This is a genomic window from Reichenbachiella carrageenanivorans, from assembly GCF_025639805.1.
In the GTDB taxonomy this organism is placed as follows: Bacteria; Bacteroidota; Bacteroidia; order Cytophagales; family Cyclobacteriaceae; genus Reichenbachiella; species Reichenbachiella carrageenanivorans.
Map to the genome: position 1 here is coordinate 2435973 of NZ_CP106735.1, position 25250 is coordinate 2461222.

Here is a 25250-nt window from a genome sequence, read left to right on the forward strand (position 1 = left end):
GAAGAATCTAAAAAGCTCTTGGGTACTCCTAGAGCTTTTTCTATTTTTAGGCCATGATCAGAAGAACACTTGTTTTTATCGTAGTATTTGTCGCGTTGTTTGTATTCTGCGCCTGGCTATTCAGCGACATTTTCATATACCTGTGTATCTCTATCGTACTGGCTACTATCTTAAGACCGCTGACCAATTTGATTAGTAGGACATATATTTTTCGGGTGAGATTGCCGCGAGTGTTGGCTATCTTGATGTCGTATTGTGTAGTTGTGGGCGTGGTCTTTTCATTTGTCTTATTATTTATTCCACTTATTGTAGAACAGGTTAACGTGCTTTCTAGAGTGAGCTTTGATGAAGTGTATTCCAATCTCTCCCAACCCTTAGTCTCCATCGAAAACTTCCTGATAGACTATCAGCTGGTGAGTGAAGACGAACACAGTTTGACTGAGACCATACGTTCGAGTGTCTTTGAATTTGTGAGTCACCTCAACTTTAGAAATATCATCAATAACTTATTGACTTTTACGGGTGGTTTCTTTGTCAGTGTTTTAGCGATTGCTTTCATTACCTTTTTTCTCTTGTTGGAAAATGGACTTTTGAGTCGTCGACTGATCGCCATTGTGCCCAATCAATATTTTGAGTTGTTTATTTCCGCCATTCATAAGATAGAGCATTTGTTGTCCAACTATCTAATCGGGCTCACCTTACAGATGATGGCGATCTTTTCCATCGCAGGACTAGGACTCTCTATTTTGGGAGTAAAGTATGCGTTGACGGTAGCTGTTTTTGCGGCTGTAGCTAATTTGATACCCTATATGGGGCCATTGCTAGGGGCTAGTTTTGGTATAGTTGTAGGACTTTCTACTAGCGGACATTTTGCACTTGATCAAACCACCGTGATTCTTATTTTAAAAATAGCATCTGTATTTGCTGTTGTGCAAGCCGCAGACAATGTACTGCTACAGCCGCTTATCTTTTCAAAAAGCGTAAAGGCACATCCATTAGAGATTTTTGTTGTTATCTTTGCGGCCGCAAGTTTAGCGGGTATTCCGGGTATGATTGCCGCCATTCCTGTATACACGATTATACGTGTTTCGGTAATGGAAATTCGTGACGGATTCAAGAGCTACAGAATTTTTCAAGTTTCAAAAAATATTATATAAATGGGATTGCAATGCGGGATTGTGGGTTTGCCTAACGTAGGTAAATCAACCCTTTTTAATGCATTATCAAATGCAAAGGCAGAGGCTGCCAATTTTCCTTTCTGTACCATAGAACCCAATGTAGGGGTGATCTCCGTGCCAGACGAGCGACTCGGGGTTCTAGAGAAGTTGGTCAATCCTCAGAAAGTATTGCCCACCGTCATGGAGTTTGTCGACATTGCAGGGCTCGTCAAAGGAGCCAGTAAGGGAGAAGGACTTGGGAATAAATTCTTGGCTAATATCAGAGAAGTGGATGCCATCGTTCACGTGACTCGCTGCTTCAACGACGACAATATTGTGCACGTGGATGGAGTAGTCAATCCAGTCGCAGATAAAGAAGTAATCGATACCGAACTTCAATTGAAAGACTTAGAGTCGATCGATAAGAAAATATTAAAGATAGCCAAGCAAGCTAAATCAGGCGATGCAAAGTCTAAGGCGCTGCTCACTATTTTAGAAGAATATAAAGCCTTGTTGGAATCGGGTAAAAACGCTAGGTCTCTAGAATTAACCCCTGATAGAAAGGAAGCGATTAGTGATTTGCAACTACTTACAGTAAAGCCTGTGATCTATGTAGCCAATGTGGAAGAAAATTCAATCCTGACAGGTAATGCGCATGTAGAAGCATTGAAGGCCTCAGTGGCAGACGAAGACGCACAAGTGGTCATGGTTAGTGCAGCTATCGAATCTCAAATTGCCGAGTTTGATGATGCAGAAGAAAAAGAAATGTTCTTAGGGGAGTATGGATTGAAGGAATCTGGTTTGGATAAACTTATTCGTGCAGCCTATGAATTATTAGACCTAATTACCTATTTCACTGCAGGAGTGACTGAAGTGAGAGCTTGGACAATCAAAAAAGGTTGGAAAGCACCACAGGCAGCAGGCGTTATTCATACAGACTTTGAAAGAGGCTTTATCAAAGCGGAGGTCATTAAAATTCCAGATTACGTGCAGTACGGATCTGAAGCCGGGTGTAAAGAGGCTGGTAAGCTAGCCATCGAGGGCAAGGAGTATGTAGTGAAGGATGGAGACGTGATGCATTTTAGATTTAATGTCTAATGAGATCAAACCTCTAAGGGTTAAAAACTACGTAGTTTCTCATTTTTAAGGGTTTTTGGTATGAATTGGATGCAATTCTTCGTTATTTTGCAGCCTTAAAAATTAACATTAGACCCACCGATTTAATTTTTAAAAACAAACTTACAACGTAAATAGCAGCGATTATGGCACTGGATCTTGATATGCTAAAAAAGCATTACAACGATTACATCGAGGAGATTGAAGAACGAAAAGGACAAGGGCTTAACCCCAAGCCAATAGAAGGCGCTGAATTGACAAGTGCAATTATTGCGCAAATCAAAGATTCAGGCAACGAACATAGAGAAGATTCTCTTAATTTCTTTATTTACAACACATTGCCTGGTACAACAAGCGCAGCTGGCGTAAAGGCAGAATTTCTGAAGGAGATCATTCTTGGTGAGTCTGTAGTTGAAGAAATTACTCCAACCTTTGCTTTTGAGCTTTTGTCGCACATGAAAGGCGGCCCTTCGATAAAGGTGTTGCTGGATTTGGCATTGGGTGAAAATGCAGCGATTGCCAAAGAAGCTGCGGAGGTGCTTAAGACACAAGTATTTTTATACGATGCAGATATGGCACGTCTGGAGGATGCCTACAAGGGAGGAAACGCCATCGCTAAGGATTTATTAGAAAGTTATGTTAAAGCGGAATTTTTCACCAAACTACCAGAAGTAGAAGAGAAAATAGAAATCGTTACTTTTATCGCAGGTGAAGGAGATATTTCTACGGATTTGCTATCTCCAGGTGCAGATGCACACTCTCGGTCAGATCGGGAATTGCACGGTCAGTGTATCTTTGAGCACAATAAAGACATGCAAAAAGAGCTTTCAGCTTTAAAAGCTCAACACCCTGATAAGCGAGTGATGCTGATCGCTGAAAAAGGTACCATGGGTGTGGGGTCTTCGAGAATGTCTGGTGTAAACAACGTGGCATTGTGGACAGGCGTGCAAGCTAGCCCTTATGTGCCATTTATCAATATTGCACCAGTGATTGCTGGTACCAACGGTATTTCACCAATTTTCTTAACTACTGTAGGAGTAACTGGTGGTATCGGGATTGATTTGAAAAACTGGGTAAAGAAAACAGATGCAGACGGCAATGTCGTAGTAGATGCTAATGGAGAACCCGTATTAGAAGAGGCATATGCTGTAGCCACAGGTACAGTCTTTACAATTAATACAAAAGACAAGAAATTGTATAAAGGAGATCAAGCAGTAATGGATATTTCTGCTTCGTTGACTCCTCAAAAAGTAGAGTTTATTAAGGCAGGGGGGTCATACGCCGTGGTCTTTGGAAAGAAACTACAAACATTTGCCGCCAAGACTTTAGGGGTTGAAGTACCTACGGTATTTGCTCCTTCAAAAGAAATCTCTATTGAAGGACAAGGCTTGACAGCAGTAGAGAAGATTTTCAATAAAAATGCAGTTGGAACAACGCCAGGCAAGATCTTGCATACAGGTTCTGATGTACGTGTTGAAGTAAACATCGTAGGATCTCAAGATACAACAGGATTGATGACTTCACAGGAGTTAGAGGCAATGGCTGCTACAACCATTTCTCCTATTGTTGACGGTGCTTACCAATCAGGCTGTCATACAGCTTCAGTTTGGGATAATAAATCTAAAGCCAATATCCCAAGGTTGATGAAATTCATGAACGATTTTGGTTTGATTACAGCACGTGATCCGAAAGGCGTTTATCCAGCGATGACTGATGTGATTCACAAAGTACTGAATGATATTACCGTAAGTGATTGGGATATCATTATAGGAGGAGACTCCCATACGCGTATGTCAAAGGGGGTTGCATTTGGGGCTGACTCTGGTACAGTTGCTTTAGCACTAGCTACAGGAGAGGCGACGATGCCAATTCCAGCCTCTGTGAAGGTGACATTTAAAGGTGAGATGAAGAGCTACATGGATTTTCGCGACGTGGTGCATGCCACACAACAGCAGATGTTGAAGCAGTTTGGCGGAGAAAATGTATTTCAAGGGAGAATAATCGAGGTTCATATCGGAACTTTGACTGCCGATCAAGCATTTACTTTTACAGATTGGACTGCAGAGATGAAGGCCAAAGCGTCTATCTGCATCTCAGAGGATGAGACTTTAATCGAATCATTGGAGATCGCTAAGTCTAGGATCCAAATCATGATAGATAAAGGAATGGACAATAAAAATGCTGTTCTTCAGGGATTGATCGACAAAGCGAATAAGAGAATTGAGGAGATTAGATCAGGTGAAAAACCAGCATTGACTCCAGATGCTAATGCAAAATATTTCGCAGAGGTAGTTGTTGATTTGAATGAAATCATTGAACCAATGATTGCTGACCCTGACGTAAACAATGCAGACGTGTCTAAACGCTATACACACGATACCATCCGACCACTTTCTTATTACGGTGGTGATAAGAAGGTAGATTTGGGATTCATCGGGTCTTGTATGGTGCACAAAGGGGATATGAAGATTTTGGCACAAATGCTGAAAAACATTGAGTCGCAGCAAGGAAAGGTGGCTTTCAATGCTCCTTTGGTTGTTGCTCCTCCCACCTACAACATCGTAGATGAATTGAAAGCGGAAGGCGATTGGGAAGTATTGCAAAAGTATTCAGGCTTCGAATTTGATGACAATGCACCAAAAGGTGCTGCTCGTACTAAGTATGAGAATATGTTGTATTTAGAACGCCCTGGGTGTAATCTCTGTATGGGTAATCAGGAAAAAGCCGAGCCAGGAGATACGGTTATGGCTACTTCTACTCGTTTGTTCCAAGGAAGAGTAGTGAAGGATTCCAATGAGAAAAAAGGAGAATCATTACTTTCATCTACGCCAGTAGTCGTACTCTCTACAGTGTTGGGAAGGACGCCTAATCTGTCAGAATACGAAGCCGCAGTGCAGGGTATTGACTTGACTAAGTTTAAGCCATCTGGCAAGCTATTGGTGAAGTAAGGGGCAGATATTGATTGTAGGTAAAAAGCTCGTTTCGTATATCGGAACGAGCTTTTTATTTATCCGCTCTCGTAGTTATATTCATAACTACTTTAATAAGATCACGTTTAACCTTAACTTAGAGTATTATACATAAAGTAAAAAAATACGTGCTATGGCATTTGATATCGATATGATTAAAAGGGTTTACGCTACTATGGGAGAGCGTATCTCTAAAGCCAAAAAAATGACGGGCAAACCGTTGACGTTGGCAGAAAAAATATTATACACACACCTATATGATGGGCAGCCTACTGAGACCTATAAAAGAGGAGAGTCTTATGTGGATTTTGCGCCAGACAGAATAGCCTGTCAGGATGCTACTGCACAGATGGCTTTGCTACAGTTCATGCAGGCAGGCAAGGCAAAAGTAGCAGTTCCTACCACGGTTCATTGTGATCACCTGATTCAAGCCAAAGTAGGTGCTACCGAGGATTTGCAAAATGCCATCAACACTTCTAATGAAGTATTCAACTTCTTGGATTCAGTTTCTAACAAATACGGTATAGGTTTTTGGAAACCAGGAGCAGGTATCATTCATCAGGTAGTATTGGAGAATTATGCCTTTCCAGGAGGAATGATGATTGGTACGGATTCTCATACTGTAAATGCAGGAGGACTGGGTATGGTCGCTGTAGGTGTAGGAGGAGCAGATGCCGTAGATGTTATGGCGGGCATGGCTTGGGAATTGAAATTCCCTAAACTGATCGGAGTAAAACTTACGGGGGAGTTGAATGGATGGTCATCTGCCAAAGATGTGATTCTGAAAGTAGCAGGTATTCTAACCGTAAAAGGGGGGACAGGTGCGATTGTAGAATACTTTGGCGAAGGAGCTAAAAACCTGTCTTGTACAGGGAAAGGAACCATCTGTAACATGGGTGCTGAAATAGGAGCAACGACTTCTACTTTCGGATACGATGAATCCATGGAAAGATATTTAAGGGCTACAGGTAGAGCCGAAGTGGCTGATTTGGCTAATGAAATCAAGGAACACTTGACTGGTGATGAAGAAGTGTACGCCAATCCAGAACAATATTTCGATCAAGTGATTGAGATCGATTTGTCTACTTTGGCTCCTCATGTAAATGGCCCATTTACGCCAGATTTGGCCACGCCAATTAGCGAAATGAAAGCCAAAGCGGAGGTTAATGGATGGCCCACAAAAGTAGAATGGGGACTGATTGGGTCATGTACCAACTCTTCTTACGAAGATATGTCTAGAGCAGCGTCTATTGTAGAGCAAGCTGTAGCGCATGGGATCAAACCAAAAGCGGAATTTGGAATTAATCCTGGTTCTGAGCAAGTAAGGTATACTATCGAAAGAGACGGTATTATTGAGACTTTTGAGAAAATGGGTACCAAGGTGTTTACAAACGCTTGTGGCCCCTGTATCGGACAATGGGCGAGAACAGGCGCTGAAAAAGGGGAGAAAAATACAATCGTTCACTCTTTCAATAGAAATTTTGCAAAAAGAGCGGATGGCAATCCAAACACGCATGCATTTGTGACCTCGCCAGAAATGGTAGCTGCTATAGCTATATCGGGAGATCTAGGGTTTAATCCAATTACGGATACTTTGACCAACGAAGCAGGAGAACCCGTAAAACTGAACCCGCCAAAAGGGGACGAATTGCCGACTAAGGGGTTTGATGTAGAAGATCCAGGCTACCAAGCACCAGCAGAAGATGGCACGGCGGTGCAAATTAGTGTGGCAGAAGATTCTAAAAGATTGCAGTTATTGGCTGGTTTTACCCCTTGGGATGGAGAAAACATTACAGGAGCAAAGCTGTTGATCAAAGCACAAGGAAAATGTACTACTGACCATATCTCTATGGCTGGGCCATGGCTGAGATTTAGAGGTCACTTGGATAATATCGCAGACAACACGTTGATCGGAGCAGTGAATGCTTTCAATGGAGAAACCGATCGCGTAAAGAGTCAATTGACTGGAGAATATGGATCAGTTCCGGCGACTCAGAGGGCTTACAAAGCCGCAGGTATCCCCACGATCGTAGTGGGTGATCAAAACTATGGCGAAGGGTCTTCTAGAGAGCACGCGGCAATGCAGCCAAGACATTTGGGTGTAAGGGCTGTATTGGTGAAGTCATTTGCTAGGATCCACGAAACAAACTTGAAAAAACAAGGAATGCTCGGGCTAACATTCGCAAATGAAGCAGATTATGACAAGATTCAAGAAGATGACACATTTGATTTTATCGATTTGAAGGATTTTGCTCCAGGAAAGCCTTTGACACTCGTAGCGAAGCATGCGGATGGTTCTGAAGATACAATTGTAACGAATCATACCTACAATGCTGGACAGATTGAGTGGTTCAAAGCTGGATCAGCTTTGAATTTGATCAAAACACAAAACAACGGATAATTGAAACGATGAAATCAGGTGGTTAGAAGCCAACTGAATCGATAATTATTTCGTAATTTTACATTGTATTCAAGAAAATAGTAAGCAACGGTTTCAGAGATGAGGCCGTTCTTTTTTATTATAAATCAAACAACATGAGTATATCATATTATACAGAAGCGGGGCTTCAGAAGTTGAAAGATGAACTGAACGAACTGAGGACTCACGGAAGAACGGATATTGCAAAGCAGATTGCAGAAGCAAGAGATAAAGGTGATTTGAGTGAAAATGCAGAGTATGATGCGGCAAAAGATGCTCAGGGTCTGCTAGAACTTAAAATCGCAAAATTGGAAGCAGTAGTGGGGAATGCTAGAGTCATAGACGAATCTCAAATAGATACCTCTAAAGCGTCTATACTTTCTACAGTAAAGATCAAAAACAAAAAGAACGGCATGGAAGTGAAATATACGCTCGTGGCCGAGGAAGAAGCAGACTTGAAATTGGGTAAAATCTCCGTAAAATCTCCGATTGGTAAAGGTCTGCTGGGTAAGAAAATAGGAGAAGTAGCAGTCGTGGAAGCACCCGCTGGAAATATTGAATTCGAAATTCTAGAAATAGGATTAGCCTAATCATGCCAAGCATATTCTGTAAAATTATTAGTCGAGAAATACCAGCACACATCGTTGCTGAAAATGATGACTATCTGGCATTTCTAGATATCAATCCTTTAGTAGAGGGACATTGTTTAGTGATTCCGAAGACGGAGGTTGATTATATCTATGACCTCTCAGATGACGTGCTTGCTGGTTTGCATTTGTTTGCAAAAAAAGTAGCGTTAGGGTTGAAAAAAGCCATTCCGTGCGAGCGGATTGGCATGAGTGTTATAGGGCTTGAAGTGCCTCATGCACATGTGCACTTGATCCCAATGAATACGATGGACGATATGAATTTTGCTCGTCCTAAGCTGAGATTAAGCACAAATGAATTGGCCACAACCGCCGCAACCATCAAGTCTGCCATAGAGATATAAATAGACCGAATGGTCCAAATAGAAAAAGTCATAACTTATACAGGGCATTCAGATGCCGTCTATACCCTAGAATGTGGCGTGGAGCCACATCAGTTTTATTCGGCTGGTGGCGATGGCAATATTGTAGAATGGGATCTCAATCAAACAGACGCAGGAAGGTTGATTGCCAAAGTGAATGCTTCGGTTTATTGTCTTCGGTTGGTCCCTGAGCGCCATTTACTCGTAGTTGCGCAGAATTACGAAGGGATTCACCTTATAGATGTCTTGTCTCACAAAGAAGTAGGTTCATTACGATTTACGGATTCAGCCATTTTTGATATGAAAGTGGTCGGTGACTTATTGCTAGTGGCGACTGGAGAGGGCAAATTGATCGTGATTGATTTGCCTAAACTTAAAGTGGTGCATGAACTGGAAATCTCTGATCAAAACTTACGAGATCTATTAATTACAAGCGACGGACATTGCCTAGTGGGATCTAGTGATGGATATATTAGAAAATATCGCATATCAGATTTTCAATTGGTTAAAGAAGTAGAAGCTCATAGCAATTCTGTTTTTACACTTTTACAAAAAGGAAATACCATCATAAGTGGAAGTAGAGACGCTCGGTTGAAGTTCTGGGATGCGACTACGCTTCTTGAAGACGAGTCGATCAATGCGCACATGTATGCGATTAACGACATTGCTGAACGAAAAGATGGTGCCTATTTGGCAACAGCCAGTATGGACAAAACCATTAAGGTATGGGATTACGCACAGCGCAAGCTGATCAAAGTGATAGATAAAGCAAGGCATCAAGGGCATTTGACGTCAGTGAATAAATTGCTCTGGATGGAGTATAAGGACTTTTTGATATCATGTAGCGATGACCGTTCTATTGGGGTATGGCGCATTGATATTAAAAAATAATGATTATTATTGCATATATAAGCCGCCCATTAAGTAAATAAACTACCAGTTTGTACGTAATGAATAAGCGTGTTAAGATTGCTAGGTGTAGAAAACTAGGAGTCAAGACAGCTTTGACAAGACATCTTTCGGATAAGGTGATTCAATCATAATTGATCCCTTTGGTGTTTATTTAAACGATCTATTAGACAGATGAAATCAGTTATTACGTGTTTGACCTTCATTAGAAGGATGAACCAAAGTATAGCGATAGGATCAACTCTGGTAATGCAGAGGTCTTTGAAAAGAAATTTGGACACATGAAAATTACTCCATTAGAAATTAGGCAAAAAACGTTCGAGAAAGCCTTTCGTGGGCTTGATAAGGACGAGGTAACGGCATTTTTATTATCCCTTTCACACGAATGGGAGCGGTTTCTTGACGAAAACAAGGAATTAAAACAACAGCGTGAAAAACTGGAAAAAGAAGTTCAAAAACTACGAGAAGTAGAAACGACTTTATTTAAGACGCTAAAAACAGCAGAAGATACTGGTGCTAATGTGATCGATCAGGCGAATCGTACAGCGGCACTTCACATGAAAGAGACGCAAATCAACGCAGATGCTATGATTAGTGATGCTAAAAATAAGGCGCGTACAATCATAGAAAAAGCCGAAATGGAAGCTCGAGAAGTCATGGAAGAAATGACTAATGAAGTGAAAGAACTCGAAGAAAGTTATCGTATTATCGAGAATCAAAGGGAAAATATCATTTCACAACTCAAGATACTTTCAGGTGATGTAATGTCTAAGGTGGATAATATCAAACTTCAGGAGTCTGGTATTGAAACACACGTGAAAAAGGTGAAGCAGTTGCTTCGTGAAACTTCTGAACGCGTGAGTAATCATTCGGATGAAAGCGTATCTAAAATAGATTCGATCAAACTTGATGAGGTGAAAGCTCCCGTGATCAAAACGGAACGAGTAGAAGAACCAAAGCAGGAAGACCCTGATCGGACGATCGTAAAGAAAAACTACATCTCAGAAGAGAATCCAATTGCCAGAAATATCCCTGCAGTACCTGCGCCAAAAACTAAGAAGGAAACAGTAGCAGACGGAGGCTTGTCTTTTTTTGATGAACTGGAAGATTAATCAATGACTATAATAAAGCTGGAGGGTTTGGACTTCTTTGCCCATCACGGGTATTATGAAGAAGAACGTAAGGTGGGAAATAAGTATACGGTAGATGTAGAGGTTGTTTTGGCTTCTACTACATTTACCGACGATGATTTGGATCATACGATCAATTACGAAGAAATCTATATGACCGTTTCGGCGATCATGTCTGTATCTACCAAACTATTAGAAACACTGGCCTCTGCCATATGCAGAGAATTGCTTTTGCAATTTCCATCAGTAGAGCAAGTTAATGCAGTGGTGAGTAAGCATAACCCTCCGATAAAAGGCGTATGCAATAAAGCTTCAGTTGCTATTTCTCAAAGCCGATAATTTCTTACCTCCTTCTTGCAACCTTCTTTAGTGATTCATCTCTTTGTGTTGTATCTATTACAATAGAAAGTCATGAAAAAACTATACATATACTCCCTCGCCTTGTTTGGGATCTTACTCTCATATGAAAGTATCGCGCAAAAACAGAAATTTTCTTACAATGAGACGTACCAAGTTTCTAATTCACCCACACTTAGTATCAGTTCTCAGGATGGAGATATTGACATATATCCATCTGATAAAAATGTGATAGAGGTGTTTTACATTGTCAAACAGAACAATGAGGTATTGGACATAACTTCAAGTCAATTAGAAGATGATTTTATAATTGAAATATCTTCAGGGGTCGACTATTTGAATATTTCTGTGAAGCAGCGATACGAGTACCGAATGATGGATTGGAGTGATCGCAAGAAAATCTCCTTCGAGATTTATACACCTTTCAAGACTTCATGTGATTTACTTTGTTCAGATGGAGATATCAAACTTCTTGGCTTGTCTGCAGATCAAAAATTGCGCAGTAGCGATGGAGATATTTCAGTAGATAAGGTAAAGGGCTCTGTGTATGCGAAGACGTCTGATGGTGATCTGCTAGTGCGAGAGATCGTAGGGAATGTGGAGCCGCTAACGAGTGATGGGGATGTGAAGTTGGTAAATATTACGGGAGATGTAGATGGACGAACCTCGGATGGAGATGTGGATATTCAAGGAGTTAAGGGGTTGGTATCAATGGTGACTAGTGATGGTGATATTAATGCAGAAGCCATAGTTGGAGATTTGAAACTTACTAGTAGTGATGGAGATATTCGCTTAACGCAATCTCGAGGAGCGATGATACTTAGCACTTCAGATGGCAACATATCCTTTAGAGATCTGGCAGGATCTCTGAAAGCACGTACTTCTGATGGGCAGGTCAAGGGTAATATGATTAGTTTGGACGGGGATTTAGAACTACGTACTTCTGATGGTAATATAGAAGTGGAAGTGCCTGCTGATTTAGGATTGAATTTACTCTTGAGAGGAGAATCAATACGTACCACGTTGAGGGGATTTTCAGGTGTGTCTAAAGATCATGTAGTAGATGGAGAGATAAATGGAGGAGGAATTCTTATCAACCTTCATGCATCGGACGGATATGTGACTTTGACTTACGAATAAGATTAAAAGAACTAAAGCTTCAGAAAAGGGTCTCTTGCAATATGCAAGAGACCCTTTTTTGTTCATTAATAATCTTCATTAAAATACAATGTTTGATAATTCTAATTATATATTTAGATAAGTCTAAAAATAATTGTAGATTTGCATGTAAAATAGATTAGAATACTAGAAATGAAGAAAATATTACTTCTTGGATTAATGTGGGGCATGCTGCTGCAAGGTTGTGAAGAGTTGCTACCAAGTGCTCCCGCTAGCAATGAAATATTGGATGGTCCAATCGAAGGCTTGTCGGCAGCTCAGATGCATACGTTTTTGGCAGGAGATGAGGCTTTTTCAGAAGTGTTTGTACCTGAGTCTGGCTTGGGGCCTTATTTTGTTACGTCTTCGTGTGTGACTTGTCATCCTGGGGATGGTAAAGGACACCCTTCTTCAGGCCTTACTAGGTTTGGTAAGTTTACCAATGGCAGTTTTGATCACATGCTGGCGCAAGGAGGGCCACAGTTACAGAATCATGCAATCCCTGGTTTTGAGGCAGAAACTATACCAGCAGAAGCTACTGGGATCACTGTTTTCCTAGCGCCTGCGGTTACAGGGATGGGGCTGCTAGAAGCAGTGCCCGATGCAGATATTTTGGCAAAAGCTGACCCTAATGACCTCGACTCAGATGGTATTTCAGGAGAACCAAATTATATCATACCTCCAGTTTTTTTCAAACCGAAAACTCATCATTTGGCAAATGCAGGTAGGTATATTGGTCGGTTTGGAAAGAAAGCGGGAGCGATCGATTTGCTAATGCAAACAGTAGGAGCATATAAACAAGACATGGGAATTACTTCTGATTTTGATTTAGAAGACCCGATCAATTTTAATGATTCAGAGATCGCTATAGGGCAAGTGGGAGACCCAGAAGTGTCTGCTTCAACAGTGAACCAAGTGGTGTTTTATTTGCAAACGCTCAAGCCACCGCTAAGGAGAAAGGCAGAGGATTCGGATGTCATAGAGGGGGAGATGCTGTTTGAACAAATTGGTTGTGCGACATGTCACTTGCCTACCATGACTAGTGGGCCTCATGCCGTGGAAGCCTTGGCCTATAAGACTTTTCACCCATATACAGACTTACTTATGCACGACATGGGGACAGATTTAGACGATGGTTATACAGAGGGGACAGCTATCACTTCTGAGTGGAAAACACCTGCGCTTTGGGGATTGGGGCTGTCTAAGAATGCACAGGGTGGGTTATACTTTCTGATGCATGACGGTCGAGCAGGGAGTATTGAAGAAGCCATCATGATGCATGGAGGTGAGGCTGCAGCTGCAGCTGAAAAATTTGAGGCGCTTGCTCAAGCCGACAGAGATTTTGTTGTTAGGTTTTTAGAATCACTTTAAAAAAATGGAACGCAGAGAGTTTATCCAAAAAAGTGGTGTAGCCTGCCTAGGAATCATAGTAGGTGGTGGTTTGCTATCGGCTTGCACCAAAGTGTATTATGCACAATATGTAGTGGAGGGTAGTCTGATCAAGGTGGCTAAGTCCGAGTTTTCAGATAGGTCTGCTGTAGTGATTCGAGATCATGGGTTGCCTGCTCCTATTTATGTAGTGAAAGACGGAGAAGTATATACCGCTGTCTTAATGTTGTGTACGCACTTGGGTTGTGAAATCACTCCGTTTGGACAAGAGTTGCACTGTCCATGTCATGGTAGTGAGTTTTCCAATACAGGGCAGGTGCTTGCTGGACCAGCAGAAAACCCGCTCAAAAAATTTAAAGTAGAAACCAAAAACGATTTTATCATCATTACCTGATAAGGGTGAAGTGACTTGTATTTTAATGAAAAACATCACCATATTATGTTGTCTAGTTGTGCTGATGAGTGAACAGGCAAGGGGGCAGGAATCAGACTCTTCGTCTTATACCAACTTAGAGGCTATATTCAATCGGCCGTTTATCTATGAGGCTCAGCGAGGGGTTTCATCGGCCTCCGTAGGGGGGTATGTAGAAGGCAATACCAACTATTTTAGTACAGATGGGGTGTCCGATGGGTTTAGTATGGAGCTTCGCCGGTTCAATATTTTCTTGTTTGCGGCTGTGCATGAGCGAATTAAATTTATATCCGAACTGGAATTTGAGCATGGTACAGAAGAAATAGCTCTAGAAACGGCTTTGTTGGATTTTGAAATTCATCCTGCTTTTGTGTTTCGAATGGGTATTTTATTGCCACCGATTGGATATTTCAATCAGAATCATGATAGTCCAAAGTGGGATTTTATAGATCGGCCTTTGGTTTCTACTCAGGTGATTCCGTCGACCTTGTCGGAAATGGGGTTTGGTTTTTATGGTAAAGTACCTGTAGGGCGGCACAAAATCACTTACGAATTATATCTTACCAATGGACTGAGTGATGGTATTATAGAGAATGCTAAAAATCGCACCTTTTTAGGTGCTGGCAAATCAGAAGAGATGTTTGCTGAAGATAATAATGGAACGCCTGCGCTTTCGAGTCGTTTTGCTTTTAGTGTACTGGATTTGGGTGAGTTTGGGGTGTCTGGCTACACAGGTATTTATAATACTTTCAAAATGGAAGGTGAATTTATCGATGAAAAGAGAAGGGTGAGTCTATTGGCTCTTGATTGTAATTTCAATTTGGCTAAGTTGAAGTTTGTAAGTGAGACGGCTTGGGTGTTTGTGCAGGTTCCAGATGATTATGGGCAGCAGTTTGGTCATCGCCAGTTTGGTATTCACCTAGATATGATTTATCCGATTATGAAGAGGGATTTTCTTGGGTGGGCAGGAGTGACTTTGAATTTGATTAACCGTTTGGAATATGTTGATTACAATTGGGATAATTTGGAATCTACAGGTACTAAGATTTATGATGAAACCTATGCGATAGTACCAGGTCTAAGTTTGAGGTTTTCGAGCAGTACTTTGCTTAGGTTCAATTATAGAAGGCAGTGGGATAGGGACTTTCTGGGCAACCCAGCCTCTAAGACAGCAGGTATTCAGTTTGGGTTTGCTAGCTATTTTTAGATAAAAAAATTGAGACCTGCCTTTAACACCCGTTTGGTGTACTAGAACAAGTCTCAATGTGCATAAGAAGAAAATTGATCTTTTGGTAATTGGATCGCCTTAAGAAGGACTTATCTAATTACCTTGTTATTGCCAAGGCTTGTAGTTTTTAGCTGCAGGGCCTTTTAGGCTAGTTCTTTGGGTATCTCTTTTGATCACTACCTTGTCTTTGTTGGTAGTGCTAGTTTCCCAAACTTTTTTGTTTTTTGCCTCTGGGCCTTTTACCACCTCCTTGTTGGCGTCTGTATAGACTACAATAGAAGGGCTGTCGTCTTGCCAAACTTTATAATTTTTTGCTTTAGGACCTTTGAGGTCATTTTTGCTTTGTGCCTGAGTCACTGCGCATACTGCTAAGCATACGGTGAGTGTAAATATTAGCTTTTTCATCGTGTAGTAATTTTGGTGTTTAACATCAAATTGACTGTCTGAATTACAAAGGCAAGATAGAGCCATTTTGAACCGCAGGAGGTCTATATAATTCCCTAAATTGCTCTCGGTATATTTACGGATATGCCCTCTAGTGGGTTTTAGGGCGCTTTTTCACGTGTTTATCGATAAGGGTATTTGTGGGTCTTCTTTTTGTCATAGCTCGGTTGAATTGCTAGTTTTTGGTTAAAAAAAAGACCTAAATATCATGAAAAAGCAAAAGCAATGTAGAAGGCGCTGTATTTTTCATCGCTCAGTATGATCAATGTTTTTTTAGCTGATTTTTATGGGGTGTATGTTTTGGAGGACAGGATATCCGCCAGAATGTTGTTTGCTAGGTACCTGGTCAGATGTATTTTATACGGCCTCTAGCTTCACAATGAAGGTTGTGCCGTGATCGGGTTTAGACTTCCATTCTAATTTGCCGCCAAGGAGCTCGGTGTATTTGGCTACGATGGACAAGCCAAGTCCTGTAGACCGTTCGCCCGCAGTAGGTTTGGCACTTAGGCGTTGAAATTTCTTAAACATCCGTTTTTGATCTTCTTCCGACAGCCCAGGGCCTCCATCAGTAAAATTGATAAAGTGGTATTTCTCTTTTGATTCTACGTTGATGGTGATGGATTGCCCTAGAGGTGAAAACTTGATGGCATTAGACAGTAAGTTTTCGAATACGTGAAACAGGTATTGCTCTAGTCCAAACACATAAGCTGATTGGTCTGTAGTTAGGTTGATTTTTATTTTTTTATCCTCAGCTTGTTTTCTGTAGTTGATTACCACTCGCTCTAATACATCACTTAAGTTGATTTTTCGGAAGTCATCAGTAGTTTTGGATTCAATGCGTTCTACATCAAGAATTCTAGTCACCATCTTATTGAGTCTTCGAGATTCGGAGGCGATATGTTCTATAGAGCTGATTTGACTTTTGTGAAGATTGTCGTCCATTTGCAGTAAACCAGCCAATGCGGTGATATTGTTGATCGGGGCTCGCAAGTCATGTGAAAGTATGCTTATGAAATTGTTTTTTTCTTCATCGAGTTCTAGGAGCTCATTGTTGCGTCGGCTGAGGAGCTCATTTTGATTTTCGATCATGCCTCGGTGGGCAGTTAGTATTTCGTTGGCTTTAGACTTGATTCTGTTTCTATTGAACAAGGCAAAGGCAAAAATTAAAGCAATAACAATACAAGCCAAGAGCATGTTGGTGACATAGGCTTGTCGTTGGATTTGTTTAGAGCGTTCGGAAAGCTCTTTGTCCACTAGTTCTTTTTCTTTGAGCAGGAGTACCATTTCTTCGTCTTCTCCCTTAGAGATACTCTCGATCAGGTCATAGACATCGTTGCCTAGGTATTTTTGGATTCCTTTGTTGCGGAGTACTTCATACTCAGGACTGCTCAGGTATTCGTTGATTGGGTTTTGCCAGTCGCTGCCTTTTTTGAAGATCACACAAAATCCCAGGCCTTTGATTGGTAGGATAGGCTGGCGTTTGATGGCTTTGTTTTGGTTTAATGCCAATAAATAATTTGGCAAATCCATGTAGCCAAAGCGCTCAGGTTGTTCTAGTATACCATTTAGGATATCATTACTAGACTGTTTGTATATGATATTGAAATCTATTTGATATTTATTTCGGATGTTTTTGAGGTATTGGTCGTAGGTGGTTTCTGCCACGGATACAGCAGTATGCTCGCTGAATACTTCTTTAAATTCTTCTATAGAATTGACCGTAGGGATATTTTTGTCAGATACCAGGACTTGAATGTCTGGGAAGTAGGGATTGGAAAAACCCACTTCTAAATCACGGTTTACTGTTCTTGAAATAATGTCAAGTCCAAACTCACCATTTTTAGGATTGTTTTTGATATGGCCAAACACATATTTAAAACTTTCTTGCGATTGCCAATTGAGATGGAGGCGGATGCCGTACTTATTCCAAAGGAAATACTTGAAGCCCACCATCATTTCATACTCTAACCCACGGAGGGAGCCATCGGCTTCTTCAATCAAAAAGGGCTCGGTGCTACGATAGTAAATGGTGACTGTGCCTTCTTTTTCTTTTTGTAGGGTTGTCCATGTCAAATCCGAGGCGGATACACTTGCTGAAATCAGGCAGTACAACGACGTAAAAAATAAACTTCTTATTACCCTCACCGCCCAAAGATAACCAATCTCTTTAGAGCTGAAATCATTGTTATATATTTTTGAAGCCGATTCAAATAATAGTAAAAAGAGGAAGTAAAACTTTCCAAATTTTAAATTATTGGAGTTTAACATATTAATTTTGTAGATTTAAAGCGGAGTGTACTTTAGCCGTAGTATTCGGTTTGCAGCTATATGGATAAGGAATCAAATGAAATACTAGGGGCCTTCGATGAATGGAAGGAAGAAAAATCTACTCAACACGACATGATTGAAGATGTAAAGAAAAAGAGCGAATTAGGAGCGGCATCGCAAGAGGTTAATAGCTTCGGTTTGTACAATAAAATATATAACGAGAATATTTTACTCATGTATAAAGGAGCCATCACATTCGACTTGGTGACTTCTGTGATAGAGACGCTCGATCGAAAGGTGAATATGACAGAGTCTGACAAAAAAGTACAGAAGCTGTTTTATAGTGCGGCAGTAGAGTGTGTGCATAATCTCTACCATCACATGGATGAAGTGAAAGGTCAATTTAGTGAGATCTCAGAACATGATGCGAAGTCTGGTTTGATCACTGTAATCGCCAAAGAAAAGTATTATAATATTATCACAGGCAATTTTATCCCTACTAAGCATACTTATGATTTGAAGGATAAAATAGAGGAGGTAAACAATACCGACAAAAACGGTTTGAGGACTTTATATAAAGAGACGCTCAGTAATGGTGAGTTTTCAGAAAAAGGAACTGCTGGCCTGGGACTGATACAATTGGCTCGTAAAACTGGAGAAAGGTTGAATTATAAGTTTGACAAGGTGAATAGCGAATACTCGTACTTTACTTTTCAGATTAAGATCAATCGATTCTAATCCTTTTTTCAAAAATATTTGTATTTGAAAATCCTGCTAGAAGCAGGATTTTTTGTTTTGGGAGCAGTTATCCTCGATTGTTCCAAGCAGAACCAAAGGTGAGGTAGTACCCGAAGTCGTTGTTGGACCAGGCTACATCTATACCCATTCGGAGCTTAAATACACGCACGAGTAAGTAGCGAAACCCCGTACCGTAGTTGTATACCCAATCGGCATCAGACCAGCTGATGTTTTCTGGTTGGGCTTTGCCTAAGCCTGTAAATATCACAGCACTCCATCTGCGGGAGACATCATAGCGTTGCTCCGTCTCTACTACGTAGGTGTTTTTGCCTTGGTATCTCGACAAGGGCACACCTCTCAAACTAACGCCAGGTTCCATATAAAATGGCGCTTTGCCAAACAGATGCTTAGTTTCGAATCTGAATCCACTCACCCATGCATCTGTGAATTGTAAGTATTGTAGAATTGAAAAGTTCAAATTTTGAAAATTATAATCGCTACCAGTCCAGTTGCCATTCATTCTAATATTTGTTGAAATGAAAGTGCCTTTGTTGGGGGTGAATATATTGTCTCTGGCATCGTATTCTCCCGCTATGCCGACGGTACTGGTTTGGTTGGTGATATCTGCTTCTGATATGAAATCAGGTAAATTGTTATAAGCGAATTTTGGAGATATTTTGGTGTACATGTACATATACTGTAGCCCAGCATAGATGTTGGTATTGCTGATCTCTTTGAGTACGGAAAGGAAGACAGGTGTCATCTCAAAATTGAAGGAAAACTCATGTTCTCCAAGATTTCCTACATCTCGGTAGTAATTCATGTTGACATTGCCAAAAGCTCCACCTACACGATATTTGATTCCGTATTGAGGAAGGGTAGCGATTCGCATAGCACCTAGTCCCCAGGTATGATTGGCTGTGTAGCCAGCAAATCCCGCAGTGATGTCTGGAGCTACATACTTCCCTTTTTCATGGTGTTTGTTAGGTTTGATGAAGATGGGCGTAAACATCATTCCAAAACTACCCAGCGCTGGCTCGGTGATGATTTGGGGTATAGGGATGAATCCAGAAGCTTGAATCAGCCATTGACTAAGGTCGAGTTTGTTGTCTAGTGTGTCTCTAAATAAGGCCTTCTTTTCGGCTTTTTTAGATTGTTCTTGTGCGTGGAGTGTTGTGCAGTGACCAACTAAAACTAGAAGTATAATGAGCAGTTTGTTAGGTTGAAAGCGCATATGGTAGAAGGTATACTTGTATGAGTTTTGATTTATGTAATATAATCTATTCGTTTTCTAATCTAGTCTCAATTTCGGCTTGTGCTTCGAGGGTGCGGTGTACTGGACAGCGATTGGCGATTTCCAATAGACGTTGTTTTTGTGAGCTTGTGAGTGCGCCTTCTAGGCTAATGATTCGTTCAAAAGCATCCACTTTTTGGGGTTGGTCTTCGCAGGTAGCACAGTCTTTTTTGTATTCCTTAGCATAGTTTACGCGTACACGAATCCGCGATACCTCCCATTCTTTTCTATTGGCATATAGCCTGAGAGTGATCGATGTGCAGCTGGCAAGTGCACCGCATAGGAGGTCGTATGGTGTGGGGCCTTTGTTGAGGCCGCCTATTTCTACAGGTTCATCAACCAGCCCCATGTGACCATCTGTGTTGAGTTGTGTGGTTAGTTCGTCTTTGGTGATTGCTACGGCAAATGTGCTCATGGTATATTCTGTTTTTATTAAAGATAAAACACATTTGTTAAGCAATAGTTGAAAGAAGCAGATGATCTGTTTTTAGTTTCTTGTTTGACTAGGGTTATCGTTGAAACTTTGATAGCGCTTACTTTTTTGTTTAAAAAAATAGTTATATTGTTAAACAAGATTGCGTTTGTACTCGTTTGCTTTCATTAGATCATTCGTGAAATATTTAACCCCAAGTTCTATGTTTAATTTTCTTAAAAAGAACCCCAAAAAGAAATTAGAAAAAAAGTATCACTTGCTACTTAAAGAGGCTCACAGGCTTTCGACAATCAATAGGGCTTTGAGTGATCAGAAAATAGCGGAAGCGAATAAGCTTTATGATCAGATGAACCCTTGATAAGATGGCTTTTTATCAATTTTTAAAAACACAAGTACTTGATGCAAGTATTGAAGAAGTGTGGGGGCTCATATTATCTCCTGACAACCTAAAAAAGATAATACCAGCCCATATGGGGTTTAATATTACGTCGCCTTACTCAATAGATAAGATGTATGAAGGGATGATTATTGCCGGGAGAGGCTTGGTTGGAGTTTGTAATAAAAGCAATAAGTGCATGATATGGAAATAGTAGCTTTTTGGTTTAGGCGTGACCTGAGATTGGAGGACAACACAGCTTTAAGTCATGCTTTGAAAACAGGGAAAAAAGTATTGCCTGTTTTTATTTTTGATGATCAGATTTTGGAGGGCTTGCCTCCAGATGATGCTAGGGTAACCTTTATATATGACACGTTGTGTGCTATGAATGTCGAGTTGCGTAGGTTTCAGAGTCAGATTTGTGTCAGGATGGGCAATCCAGTACTTGTATGGCAACAGCTATTGGATGAGTTTGAAATTTCTGCGATTTATATCAACGAAGATTATGAACCCTATGCTACGGCAAGAGATCAGGCGGTTTCGCAGTTGGCCGAGTCTAAAGGGGTTCCGTTGTTGCGTTTCAAAGATCAGGTGGTTTTTTCTCCTACTGAAATTGTCAAAGCGGATGGGCTTCCATATACTATTTACACTCCGTATAAAAACAAATGGTTGGCTAAATATGAAGAAACAAAAACACCTGAATTATTAGAGATAGACCAAACGGCTTTTCTTCAAAAGACACACGATTGGCCTTCTTTGAAGGCAATTGGATTTGTATCGAGTCAGATAAGCGTACGACCTTATGATCTTTCTTCTCTTTCTGATTACTCTACGCTTCGAGATTTGCCAGCCGAGGATGCGACTAGTTACCTCAGTGTTCATTTGCGGTTTGGGACGGTGAGTGTACGGCAAGTAATAAAGCAGCTTCAGGGTTCTGATCAGGTGTTTTTGAGTGAATTGATTTGGAGAGAATTTTTCATGCAAATATTATATCATTTTCCAGAAGTAGTTGGTCGAAATTTTAAATCTAAATATGATGGTATTCAGTGGAGGAACAATCATGATGATTTTGATAAATGGAAGCGAGGAGAGACTGGGTATCCATTGGTGGATGCAGGTATGAAGCAGCTGAATCAAACAGGGTATATGCACAACCGGGTTCGTATGGTGGTGGCTAGTTTTTTGTGTAAACACTTGTTGATTGATTGGCGCTGGGGTGAAGCCTATTTTGCAGAAAAGCTGCTAGATTATGAGTTAGCGTCTAATAATGGGAATTGGCAATGGTCTGCAGGTACTGGCTGTGACGCTTCTCCGTATTTTAGGATTTTTAATCCTACTGCCCAATTGAAGAAGTTTGATCCTAAGATGCAATATGTAAAAAAATGGGTAATGGAATGTTCATCACCCATTGTAGATCATGCGGTAGCCAGAGATAGAGCTCTCCGTGTATACAAAGAGGGCTTGAGGGCTAATTAAGCAAATTCTACATTTTTGATTTCTCCATTGGCATAGCTGGTGCAGCGCATGGCATCGCGAAGGACGCCTGGCTTGAGCATCGACTTGTTGAGTAGCATACGTACACACTCTTGGATTCCTTCTATAATGGATGGGTGAGGGTGGATCAGCTCGGCTAGCTCTTCTATACCTTTGTTCATGGAGATCAAGAGTGCCACTGCCTCTATCGAGCTAGAGGCGTGCTCGCCTACTACTCTCATGCCCAATACTCTCATTTCTTCGTCGTTGGATACGATGATTTTGATAAAGCCTTCTGTGTTTCGCATAGCGATGGCACGCGAGATACAGCTGTAGTCCAGGCTTACCACTTTGTGTGGAATGTTTTGTTCACGTGCCTTGATCTCATTGAGCCCTACGCCAGCTACCTCTGGGGCCAAGAACATGATGGTAGAGATGTTTTCGTAGATCAAATCTTTTTCGGGCTCTCCGAAAATTTTCTCGATCGAATACCTTCCTTCTAACTCACCTACATTAACCAGTGCAATGTCGGCCGTGATATCTCCTACTGCGTAGATGTTGGGTACAGAGGTTTGTGTCAAATCATCGATGATGCCACGGCTATCCATGTTGATTTTGACGGAGGCAGAAAGTAGGTTTTCGTAGTTCGGAATACGTCCTACAGACACTAATGCTTTCTCTACATGGAAAATTTCTTTGGAGCCATTGTCGTATTCTAGGGTGTACACCACCATGCCGTTTTCAATTTTCATTTCAACTAGCTTGGAGTTCCTATGGATCAGTACTTCTTTACTTTCTAGGTTTTGTTCGATCACATCTACGATATCTTCGTCTTCGAATGGAAGAATACGGTCACCTTTGTCGATCATGTGGACTTTCGTCTGTCCGAAATTTGAAAAGATGGTAGCAAATTCACATCCGATGACCCCTGCGCCTACAATCACCATGCTTTTCGGGAATTCTTTTAGGTTTTCTATACCGTCACTGGTTAGAATAATGTTTTCGTCGATAGGGATATTGTCAAGTTTTCTTGGTCGGCTACCAGTAGCCAAGATGATATTGTTGGCTTCTACTTCAAATTCGCCATCATCAGTCCGTACCACTACTACATTTTCACCTACTACTTTAGCTATTCCTTGTCGGAAATGAAACAAGTCGGCACCTGCATTGAGGTTGATGTTGTGCATGTGGTGTTCGAGGAGCTCTCTCCGCTTGTTTACTGCTTTGTTTACCTCTTCTTTCAGGATTTGAAAGTTGTGTTTGGGAGTTGGTACATTAGTAGACTTGCAGTGCATTCTTAGTGCAAATGCTTCTCGCGAAAGTTCCCACCATGTCTTGCTAGATAGTGCCCCGTTGTGTATGCCTGCACCACCGATCTTGTCTTTTTCTATGAGTAGTACTTTTTTTTTGAAATCTACAGCTCTCATAGCTGCGGCATAGCCTGCTGGTCCGCCACCTATGACACATACATCGTATTTATCCATCTTCAAATATCTAAGTTTATTAATTAGGGGTAGCTGATTGAGGCATATTCATGAAACATGAATATATATTTAATATTAGTAATAATTTGAGACTTATATCGGATAAACGGGGTTCTATTTTAATTCACCACAACAATTGTTATAATATGATTATACTTGTATAACCTGAGCTAAACTGTCCAAATCTGAATGTCAAAAAAATCAAAATAACCCCCCGATGCTTAAGAGAAATATTGCAGCATTAATCCTCACAATTGTGTCCCTAAGCCTGTTGTACCCTGGTCTTACTAAGCCCATTCTTCAGATTGTGATTTCAGCAGAATTGCCCATCATAGGCAAAACTACTTTCTATGAGCAAACGCAGAGTATTTTGCAAACGGTAGAGACCTTGTACAATACCAACAATAAGTTTGTGGCGATTCTTATTTTCCTTTTCAGTGTGGTGATTCCTTTTACCAAAGGGGTGATTATACTGTCTGTGTTGCTGGTTAAAAAATTCGCACTTAAGGCCAAGCTCTATCGCTTTGTATTCATCATAGGTAAGTGGTCTATGGCAGATGTGTTTGTGGTAGGTGTATTTATGGCTTTTCTTTCTACTCAGTCCAATGGTGCTATCGAGGCCGAGTTGCTAGAAGGTTTCAATTATTTTGCCTTTTACTGTTTGCTGTCTCTCTTGGGTGTTCAGTTAACGACCTTAGAGAAGCCCGTTACGATCCAATAAATGCTGAAAAAGCTAAAAATTCTTTTCCTATCCGTTCTTGCCATTGGTTTATCTTCTTTTCTCCTATATGTATATATGGATGAGGTTTTGCCGAAAGGGGAGCAGGGCGAAGCAGCCGATAAACTAGCAGATCAAATGCTGTCTGCGATTGGTGATGAAGCTTGGCAGAGGACGGGGGCTATTAGCTGGGCATATGAAGACCGTACTTATGTATGGGATAAGAAAAGGCATTTCACGAAAGTGGTCTACGAAGGACGCGAAGTTTTGATTGATATCAATGACCGCGTGGGGTATGTGGTGGCAAACGGAGAAGAGCTTGCTGAAGCAGATCAAAAAGCCCTATGCGAAAAAGCCTGGCGCTACTGGTGCAATGATTCCTTTTGGCTCAATCCAATCAGTAAGATATTTGATTCGGGTACACAACGTAGATTGGTCAATTGGCAAGGAGAAGAAGCGCTTTTGGTGACTTATACATCTGGAGGAGCTACGCCGGGCGATTCTTATTTATGGCTTTTAGACGAAAATAACAGGCCCAAAAGTTGGAAAATGTGGGTGTCTATCATTCCTGTCGGTGGTTTGAAATTTAGTTGGGATAGCTGGGAAACTCTGGAGACGGGTGTGCAAATATCGACTCATCATTTCAATCCGCTTCGTACCATTCGTATTCATGAGCCAGTGGCTGCATTTCATTTGAACCAATTGACAAATAGAGATATTTTCGCCCTCCTTTTATCGGATACCAGTCAGTTGGTGAATTATTAGTAGT

24 protein-coding genes are annotated in these 25250 nt (G+C 41.0%); 19 read left to right on the forward strand and 5 right to left on the reverse strand.

Features of this window, described 5'->3' with window-relative positions:
* Window positions 1-53 precede the first annotated feature (53 nt).
* From N7E81_RS09645 to N7E81_RS09705, 13 genes are all read left to right on the forward strand, one after another.
* A complete protein-coding gene (locus N7E81_RS09645) occupies window positions 54-1157 on the forward strand; it encodes an AI-2E family transporter (RefSeq protein WP_263049378.1) in 1104 nt (367 codons plus the stop codon).
* Window positions 1158-2255, forward strand: a complete 1098-nt coding sequence (ychF, locus tag N7E81_RS09650) for a redox-regulated ATPase YchF (RefSeq protein ID WP_263049379.1) — start codon at window positions 1158-1160, stop codon at window positions 2253-2255.
* Window positions 2256-2419: 164 nt separating this feature from the next.
* Window positions 2420-5221 (forward strand): bifunctional aconitate hydratase 2/2-methylisocitrate dehydratase, encoded by a 2802-nt coding sequence (locus N7E81_RS09655; RefSeq protein WP_263049380.1) that lies wholly within the window; start codon window positions 2420-2422, stop codon window positions 5219-5221.
* A gap of 154 nt (window positions 5222-5375) precedes the next feature.
* Complete coding sequence (locus N7E81_RS09660) at window positions 5376-7643, forward strand: aconitate hydratase (protein ID WP_263049381.1); 2268 nt, start codon at window positions 5376-5378, stop codon at window positions 7641-7643.
* 134 nt (window positions 7644-7777) lie between these two features.
* Window positions 7778-8251 carry a transcription elongation factor GreA gene (gene greA / locus N7E81_RS09665; RefSeq protein ID WP_263049382.1) on the forward strand — a complete coding sequence of 158 codons (474 nt, stop codon included), beginning with the start codon at window positions 7778-7780 and terminating at the stop codon, window positions 8249-8251.
* A gap of 2 nt (window positions 8252-8253) precedes the next feature.
* Window positions 8254-8652: an HIT family protein gene (locus N7E81_RS09670; protein WP_263049383.1), complete on the forward strand. Its 399-nt coding sequence runs from the start codon at window positions 8254-8256 to the stop codon at window positions 8650-8652.
* Between the two features lie 9 nt (window positions 8653-8661).
* A complete protein-coding gene (locus N7E81_RS09675; RefSeq protein WP_263049384.1) occupies window positions 8662-9561 on the forward strand; it encodes a WD40 repeat domain-containing protein in 900 nt (299 codons plus the stop codon).
* Window positions 9562-9860: 299 nt separating this feature from the next.
* On the forward strand, window positions 9861-10691 hold the full coding sequence (locus tag N7E81_RS09680; RefSeq protein ID WP_263049385.1) for a DivIVA domain-containing protein: 831 nt from the start codon (window positions 9861-9863) through the stop codon (window positions 10689-10691).
* A 3-nt stretch (window positions 10692-10694) separates the two neighbouring features.
* Entirely contained in the window at window positions 10695-11048 is a 354-nt protein-coding gene (gene folB / locus N7E81_RS09685; protein ID WP_263049386.1) for a dihydroneopterin aldolase, read from the forward strand.
* 72 nt (window positions 11049-11120) lie between these two features.
* Window positions 11121-12206: a DUF4097 family beta strand repeat-containing protein gene (locus N7E81_RS09690; protein ID WP_263049387.1), complete on the forward strand. Its 1086-nt coding sequence runs from the start codon at window positions 11121-11123 to the stop codon at window positions 12204-12206.
* A gap of 171 nt (window positions 12207-12377) precedes the next feature.
* Window positions 12378-13595: a di-heme oxidoredictase family protein gene (locus N7E81_RS09695; RefSeq protein ID WP_263049388.1), complete on the forward strand. Its 1218-nt coding sequence runs from the start codon at window positions 12378-12380 to the stop codon at window positions 13593-13595.
* 4 nt (window positions 13596-13599) lie between these two features.
* Window positions 13600-14007, forward strand: a complete 408-nt coding sequence (locus tag N7E81_RS09700) for a QcrA and Rieske domain-containing protein (RefSeq protein WP_263049389.1) — start codon at window positions 13600-13602, stop codon at window positions 14005-14007.
* Window positions 14008-14071: 64 nt separating this feature from the next.
* Window positions 14072-15232 carry a hypothetical protein gene (locus N7E81_RS09705; protein ID WP_263049390.1) on the forward strand — a complete coding sequence of 387 codons (1161 nt, stop codon included), beginning with the start codon at window positions 14072-14074 and terminating at the stop codon, window positions 15230-15232.
* Between the two features lie 126 nt (window positions 15233-15358).
* Here the strand turns inward: N7E81_RS09705 and N7E81_RS09710 are convergent, their stop codons facing one another.
* Both N7E81_RS09710 and N7E81_RS09715 read right to left on the reverse strand, forming a co-directional pair.
* On the reverse strand, window positions 15359-15658 hold the full coding sequence (locus tag N7E81_RS09710) for a hypothetical protein (protein ID WP_263049391.1): 300 nt from the start codon (window positions 15656-15658) through the stop codon (window positions 15359-15361).
* A gap of 396 nt (window positions 15659-16054) precedes the next feature.
* Window positions 16055-17809 carry an ATP-binding protein gene (locus N7E81_RS09715; protein ID WP_263049392.1) on the reverse strand — a complete coding sequence of 585 codons (1755 nt, stop codon included), beginning with the start codon at window positions 17807-17809 and terminating at the stop codon, window positions 16055-16057.
* A gap of 216 nt (window positions 17810-18025) precedes the next feature.
* Between N7E81_RS09715 and N7E81_RS09720 the strand changes: the two genes are divergently transcribed.
* Window positions 18026-18703, forward strand: coding sequence for a SiaB family protein kinase (locus N7E81_RS09720; RefSeq protein WP_263049393.1), 678 nt, complete (start codon window positions 18026-18028; stop codon window positions 18701-18703).
* Between the two features lie 67 nt (window positions 18704-18770).
* Here the strand turns inward: N7E81_RS09720 and N7E81_RS09725 are convergent, their stop codons facing one another.
* Together N7E81_RS09725 and N7E81_RS09730 are read right to left on the reverse strand one after the other, a co-directional pair.
* The gene (locus N7E81_RS09725) at window positions 18771-19937 is read right to left on the reverse strand and encodes a BamA/TamA family outer membrane protein (protein ID WP_263049394.1); all 1167 of its coding nucleotides are present in this window, start codon (window positions 19935-19937) and stop codon (window positions 18771-18773) included.
* A gap of 46 nt (window positions 19938-19983) precedes the next feature.
* Complete coding sequence (locus tag N7E81_RS09730) at window positions 19984-20412, reverse strand: OsmC family protein (protein ID WP_263049395.1); 429 nt, start codon at window positions 20410-20412, stop codon at window positions 19984-19986.
* Between the two features lie 220 nt (window positions 20413-20632).
* Between N7E81_RS09730 and N7E81_RS19395 the strand changes: the two genes are divergently transcribed.
* The 3 genes from N7E81_RS19395 to N7E81_RS09745 are packed head-to-tail and all read left to right on the forward strand — an operon-like array spanning window position 20633 to window position 22282.
* Window positions 20633-20788, forward strand: a complete 156-nt coding sequence (locus N7E81_RS19395; RefSeq protein WP_263049396.1) for a Lacal_2735 family protein — start codon at window positions 20633-20635, stop codon at window positions 20786-20788.
* Window positions 20789-20792: 4 nt separating this feature from the next.
* Window positions 20793-21020 (forward strand): SRPBCC family protein, encoded by a 228-nt coding sequence (locus N7E81_RS09740; RefSeq protein WP_263049397.1) that lies wholly within the window; start codon window positions 20793-20795, stop codon window positions 21018-21020.
* Window positions 21011-22282, forward strand: a complete 1272-nt coding sequence (locus N7E81_RS09745) for a cryptochrome/photolyase family protein (RefSeq protein ID WP_263049398.1) — start codon at window positions 21011-21013, stop codon at window positions 22280-22282. Before N7E81_RS09740 ends, N7E81_RS09745 begins: the two co-directional genes overlap by 10 nt.
* Here N7E81_RS09745 and N7E81_RS09750 read toward each other — a convergent pair.
* Entirely contained in the window at window positions 22279-23763 is a 1485-nt protein-coding gene (locus N7E81_RS09750) for a dihydrolipoyl dehydrogenase family protein (RefSeq protein ID WP_263049399.1), read from the reverse strand. The genes N7E81_RS09745 and N7E81_RS09750 overlap by 4 nt on opposite strands.
* Window positions 23764-23980: 217 nt before the next feature.
* Here N7E81_RS09750 and N7E81_RS09755 point away from each other — a divergent pair, with 217 nt between their 5' ends.
* On the forward strand, window positions 23981-24484 hold the full coding sequence (locus N7E81_RS09755; RefSeq protein ID WP_263049400.1) for a paraquat-inducible protein A: 504 nt from the start codon (window positions 23981-23983) through the stop codon (window positions 24482-24484).
* Window positions 24485-25246 carry a hypothetical protein gene (locus N7E81_RS09760; RefSeq protein WP_263049401.1) on the forward strand — a complete coding sequence of 254 codons (762 nt, stop codon included), beginning with the start codon at window positions 24485-24487 and terminating at the stop codon, window positions 25244-25246.
* Window positions 25247-25250 lie beyond the last annotated feature (4 nt).

Coding starts and splice junctions, on each gene's coding strand:
- N7E81_RS09645 (WP_263049378.1), top strand. CDS start 54: ATGATCAGAAGAACACTTGTTTTTATCGTAGTATTTGTCGCGTTGTTT.
- ychF (WP_263049379.1), top strand. CDS start 1,158: ATGGGATTGCAATGCGGGATTGTGGGTTTGCCTAACGTAGGTAAATCA.
- N7E81_RS09655 (WP_263049380.1), top strand. CDS start 2,420: ATGGCACTGGATCTTGATATGCTAAAAAAGCATTACAACGATTACATC.
- N7E81_RS09660 (WP_263049381.1), top strand. CDS start 5,376: ATGGCATTTGATATCGATATGATTAAAAGGGTTTACGCTACTATGGGA.
- greA (WP_263049382.1), top strand. CDS start 7,778: ATGAGTATATCATATTATACAGAAGCGGGGCTTCAGAAGTTGAAAGAT.
- N7E81_RS09670 (WP_263049383.1), top strand. CDS start 8,254: ATGCCAAGCATATTCTGTAAAATTATTAGTCGAGAAATACCAGCACAC.
- N7E81_RS09675 (WP_263049384.1), top strand. CDS start 8,662: ATGGTCCAAATAGAAAAAGTCATAACTTATACAGGGCATTCAGATGCC.
- N7E81_RS09680 (WP_263049385.1), top strand. CDS start 9,861: ATGAAAATTACTCCATTAGAAATTAGGCAAAAAACGTTCGAGAAAGCC.
- folB (WP_263049386.1), top strand. CDS start 10,695: ATGACTATAATAAAGCTGGAGGGTTTGGACTTCTTTGCCCATCACGGG.
- N7E81_RS09690 (WP_263049387.1), top strand. CDS start 11,121: ATGAAAAAACTATACATATACTCCCTCGCCTTGTTTGGGATCTTACTC.
- N7E81_RS09695 (WP_263049388.1), top strand. CDS start 12,378: ATGAAGAAAATATTACTTCTTGGATTAATGTGGGGCATGCTGCTGCAA.
- N7E81_RS09700 (WP_263049389.1), top strand. CDS start 13,600: ATGGAACGCAGAGAGTTTATCCAAAAAAGTGGTGTAGCCTGCCTAGGA.
- N7E81_RS09705 (WP_263049390.1), top strand. CDS start 14,072: ATGAGTGAACAGGCAAGGGGGCAGGAATCAGACTCTTCGTCTTATACC.
- N7E81_RS09710 (WP_263049391.1), bottom strand. CDS start 15,658: ATGAAAAAGCTAATATTTACACTCACCGTATGCTTAGCAGTATGCGCA.
- N7E81_RS09720 (WP_263049393.1), top strand. CDS start 18,026: ATGGATAAGGAATCAAATGAAATACTAGGGGCCTTCGATGAATGGAAG.
- N7E81_RS09725 (WP_263049394.1), bottom strand. CDS start 19,937: ATGCGCTTTCAACCTAACAAACTGCTCATTATACTTCTAGTTTTAGTT.
- N7E81_RS09730 (WP_263049395.1), bottom strand. CDS start 20,412: ATGAGCACATTTGCCGTAGCAATCACCAAAGACGAACTAACCACACAA.
- N7E81_RS19395 (WP_263049396.1), top strand. CDS start 20,633: ATGTTTAATTTTCTTAAAAAGAACCCCAAAAAGAAATTAGAAAAAAAG.
- N7E81_RS09740 (WP_263049397.1), top strand. CDS start 20,793: ATGGCTTTTTATCAATTTTTAAAAACACAAGTACTTGATGCAAGTATT.
- N7E81_RS09745 (WP_263049398.1), top strand. CDS start 21,011: ATGGAAATAGTAGCTTTTTGGTTTAGGCGTGACCTGAGATTGGAGGAC.
- N7E81_RS09750 (WP_263049399.1), bottom strand. CDS start 23,763: ATGGATAAATACGATGTATGTGTCATAGGTGGCGGACCAGCAGGCTAT.
- N7E81_RS09755 (WP_263049400.1), top strand. CDS start 23,981: ATGCTTAAGAGAAATATTGCAGCATTAATCCTCACAATTGTGTCCCTA.
- N7E81_RS09760 (WP_263049401.1), top strand. CDS start 24,485: ATGCTGAAAAAGCTAAAAATTCTTTTCCTATCCGTTCTTGCCATTGGT.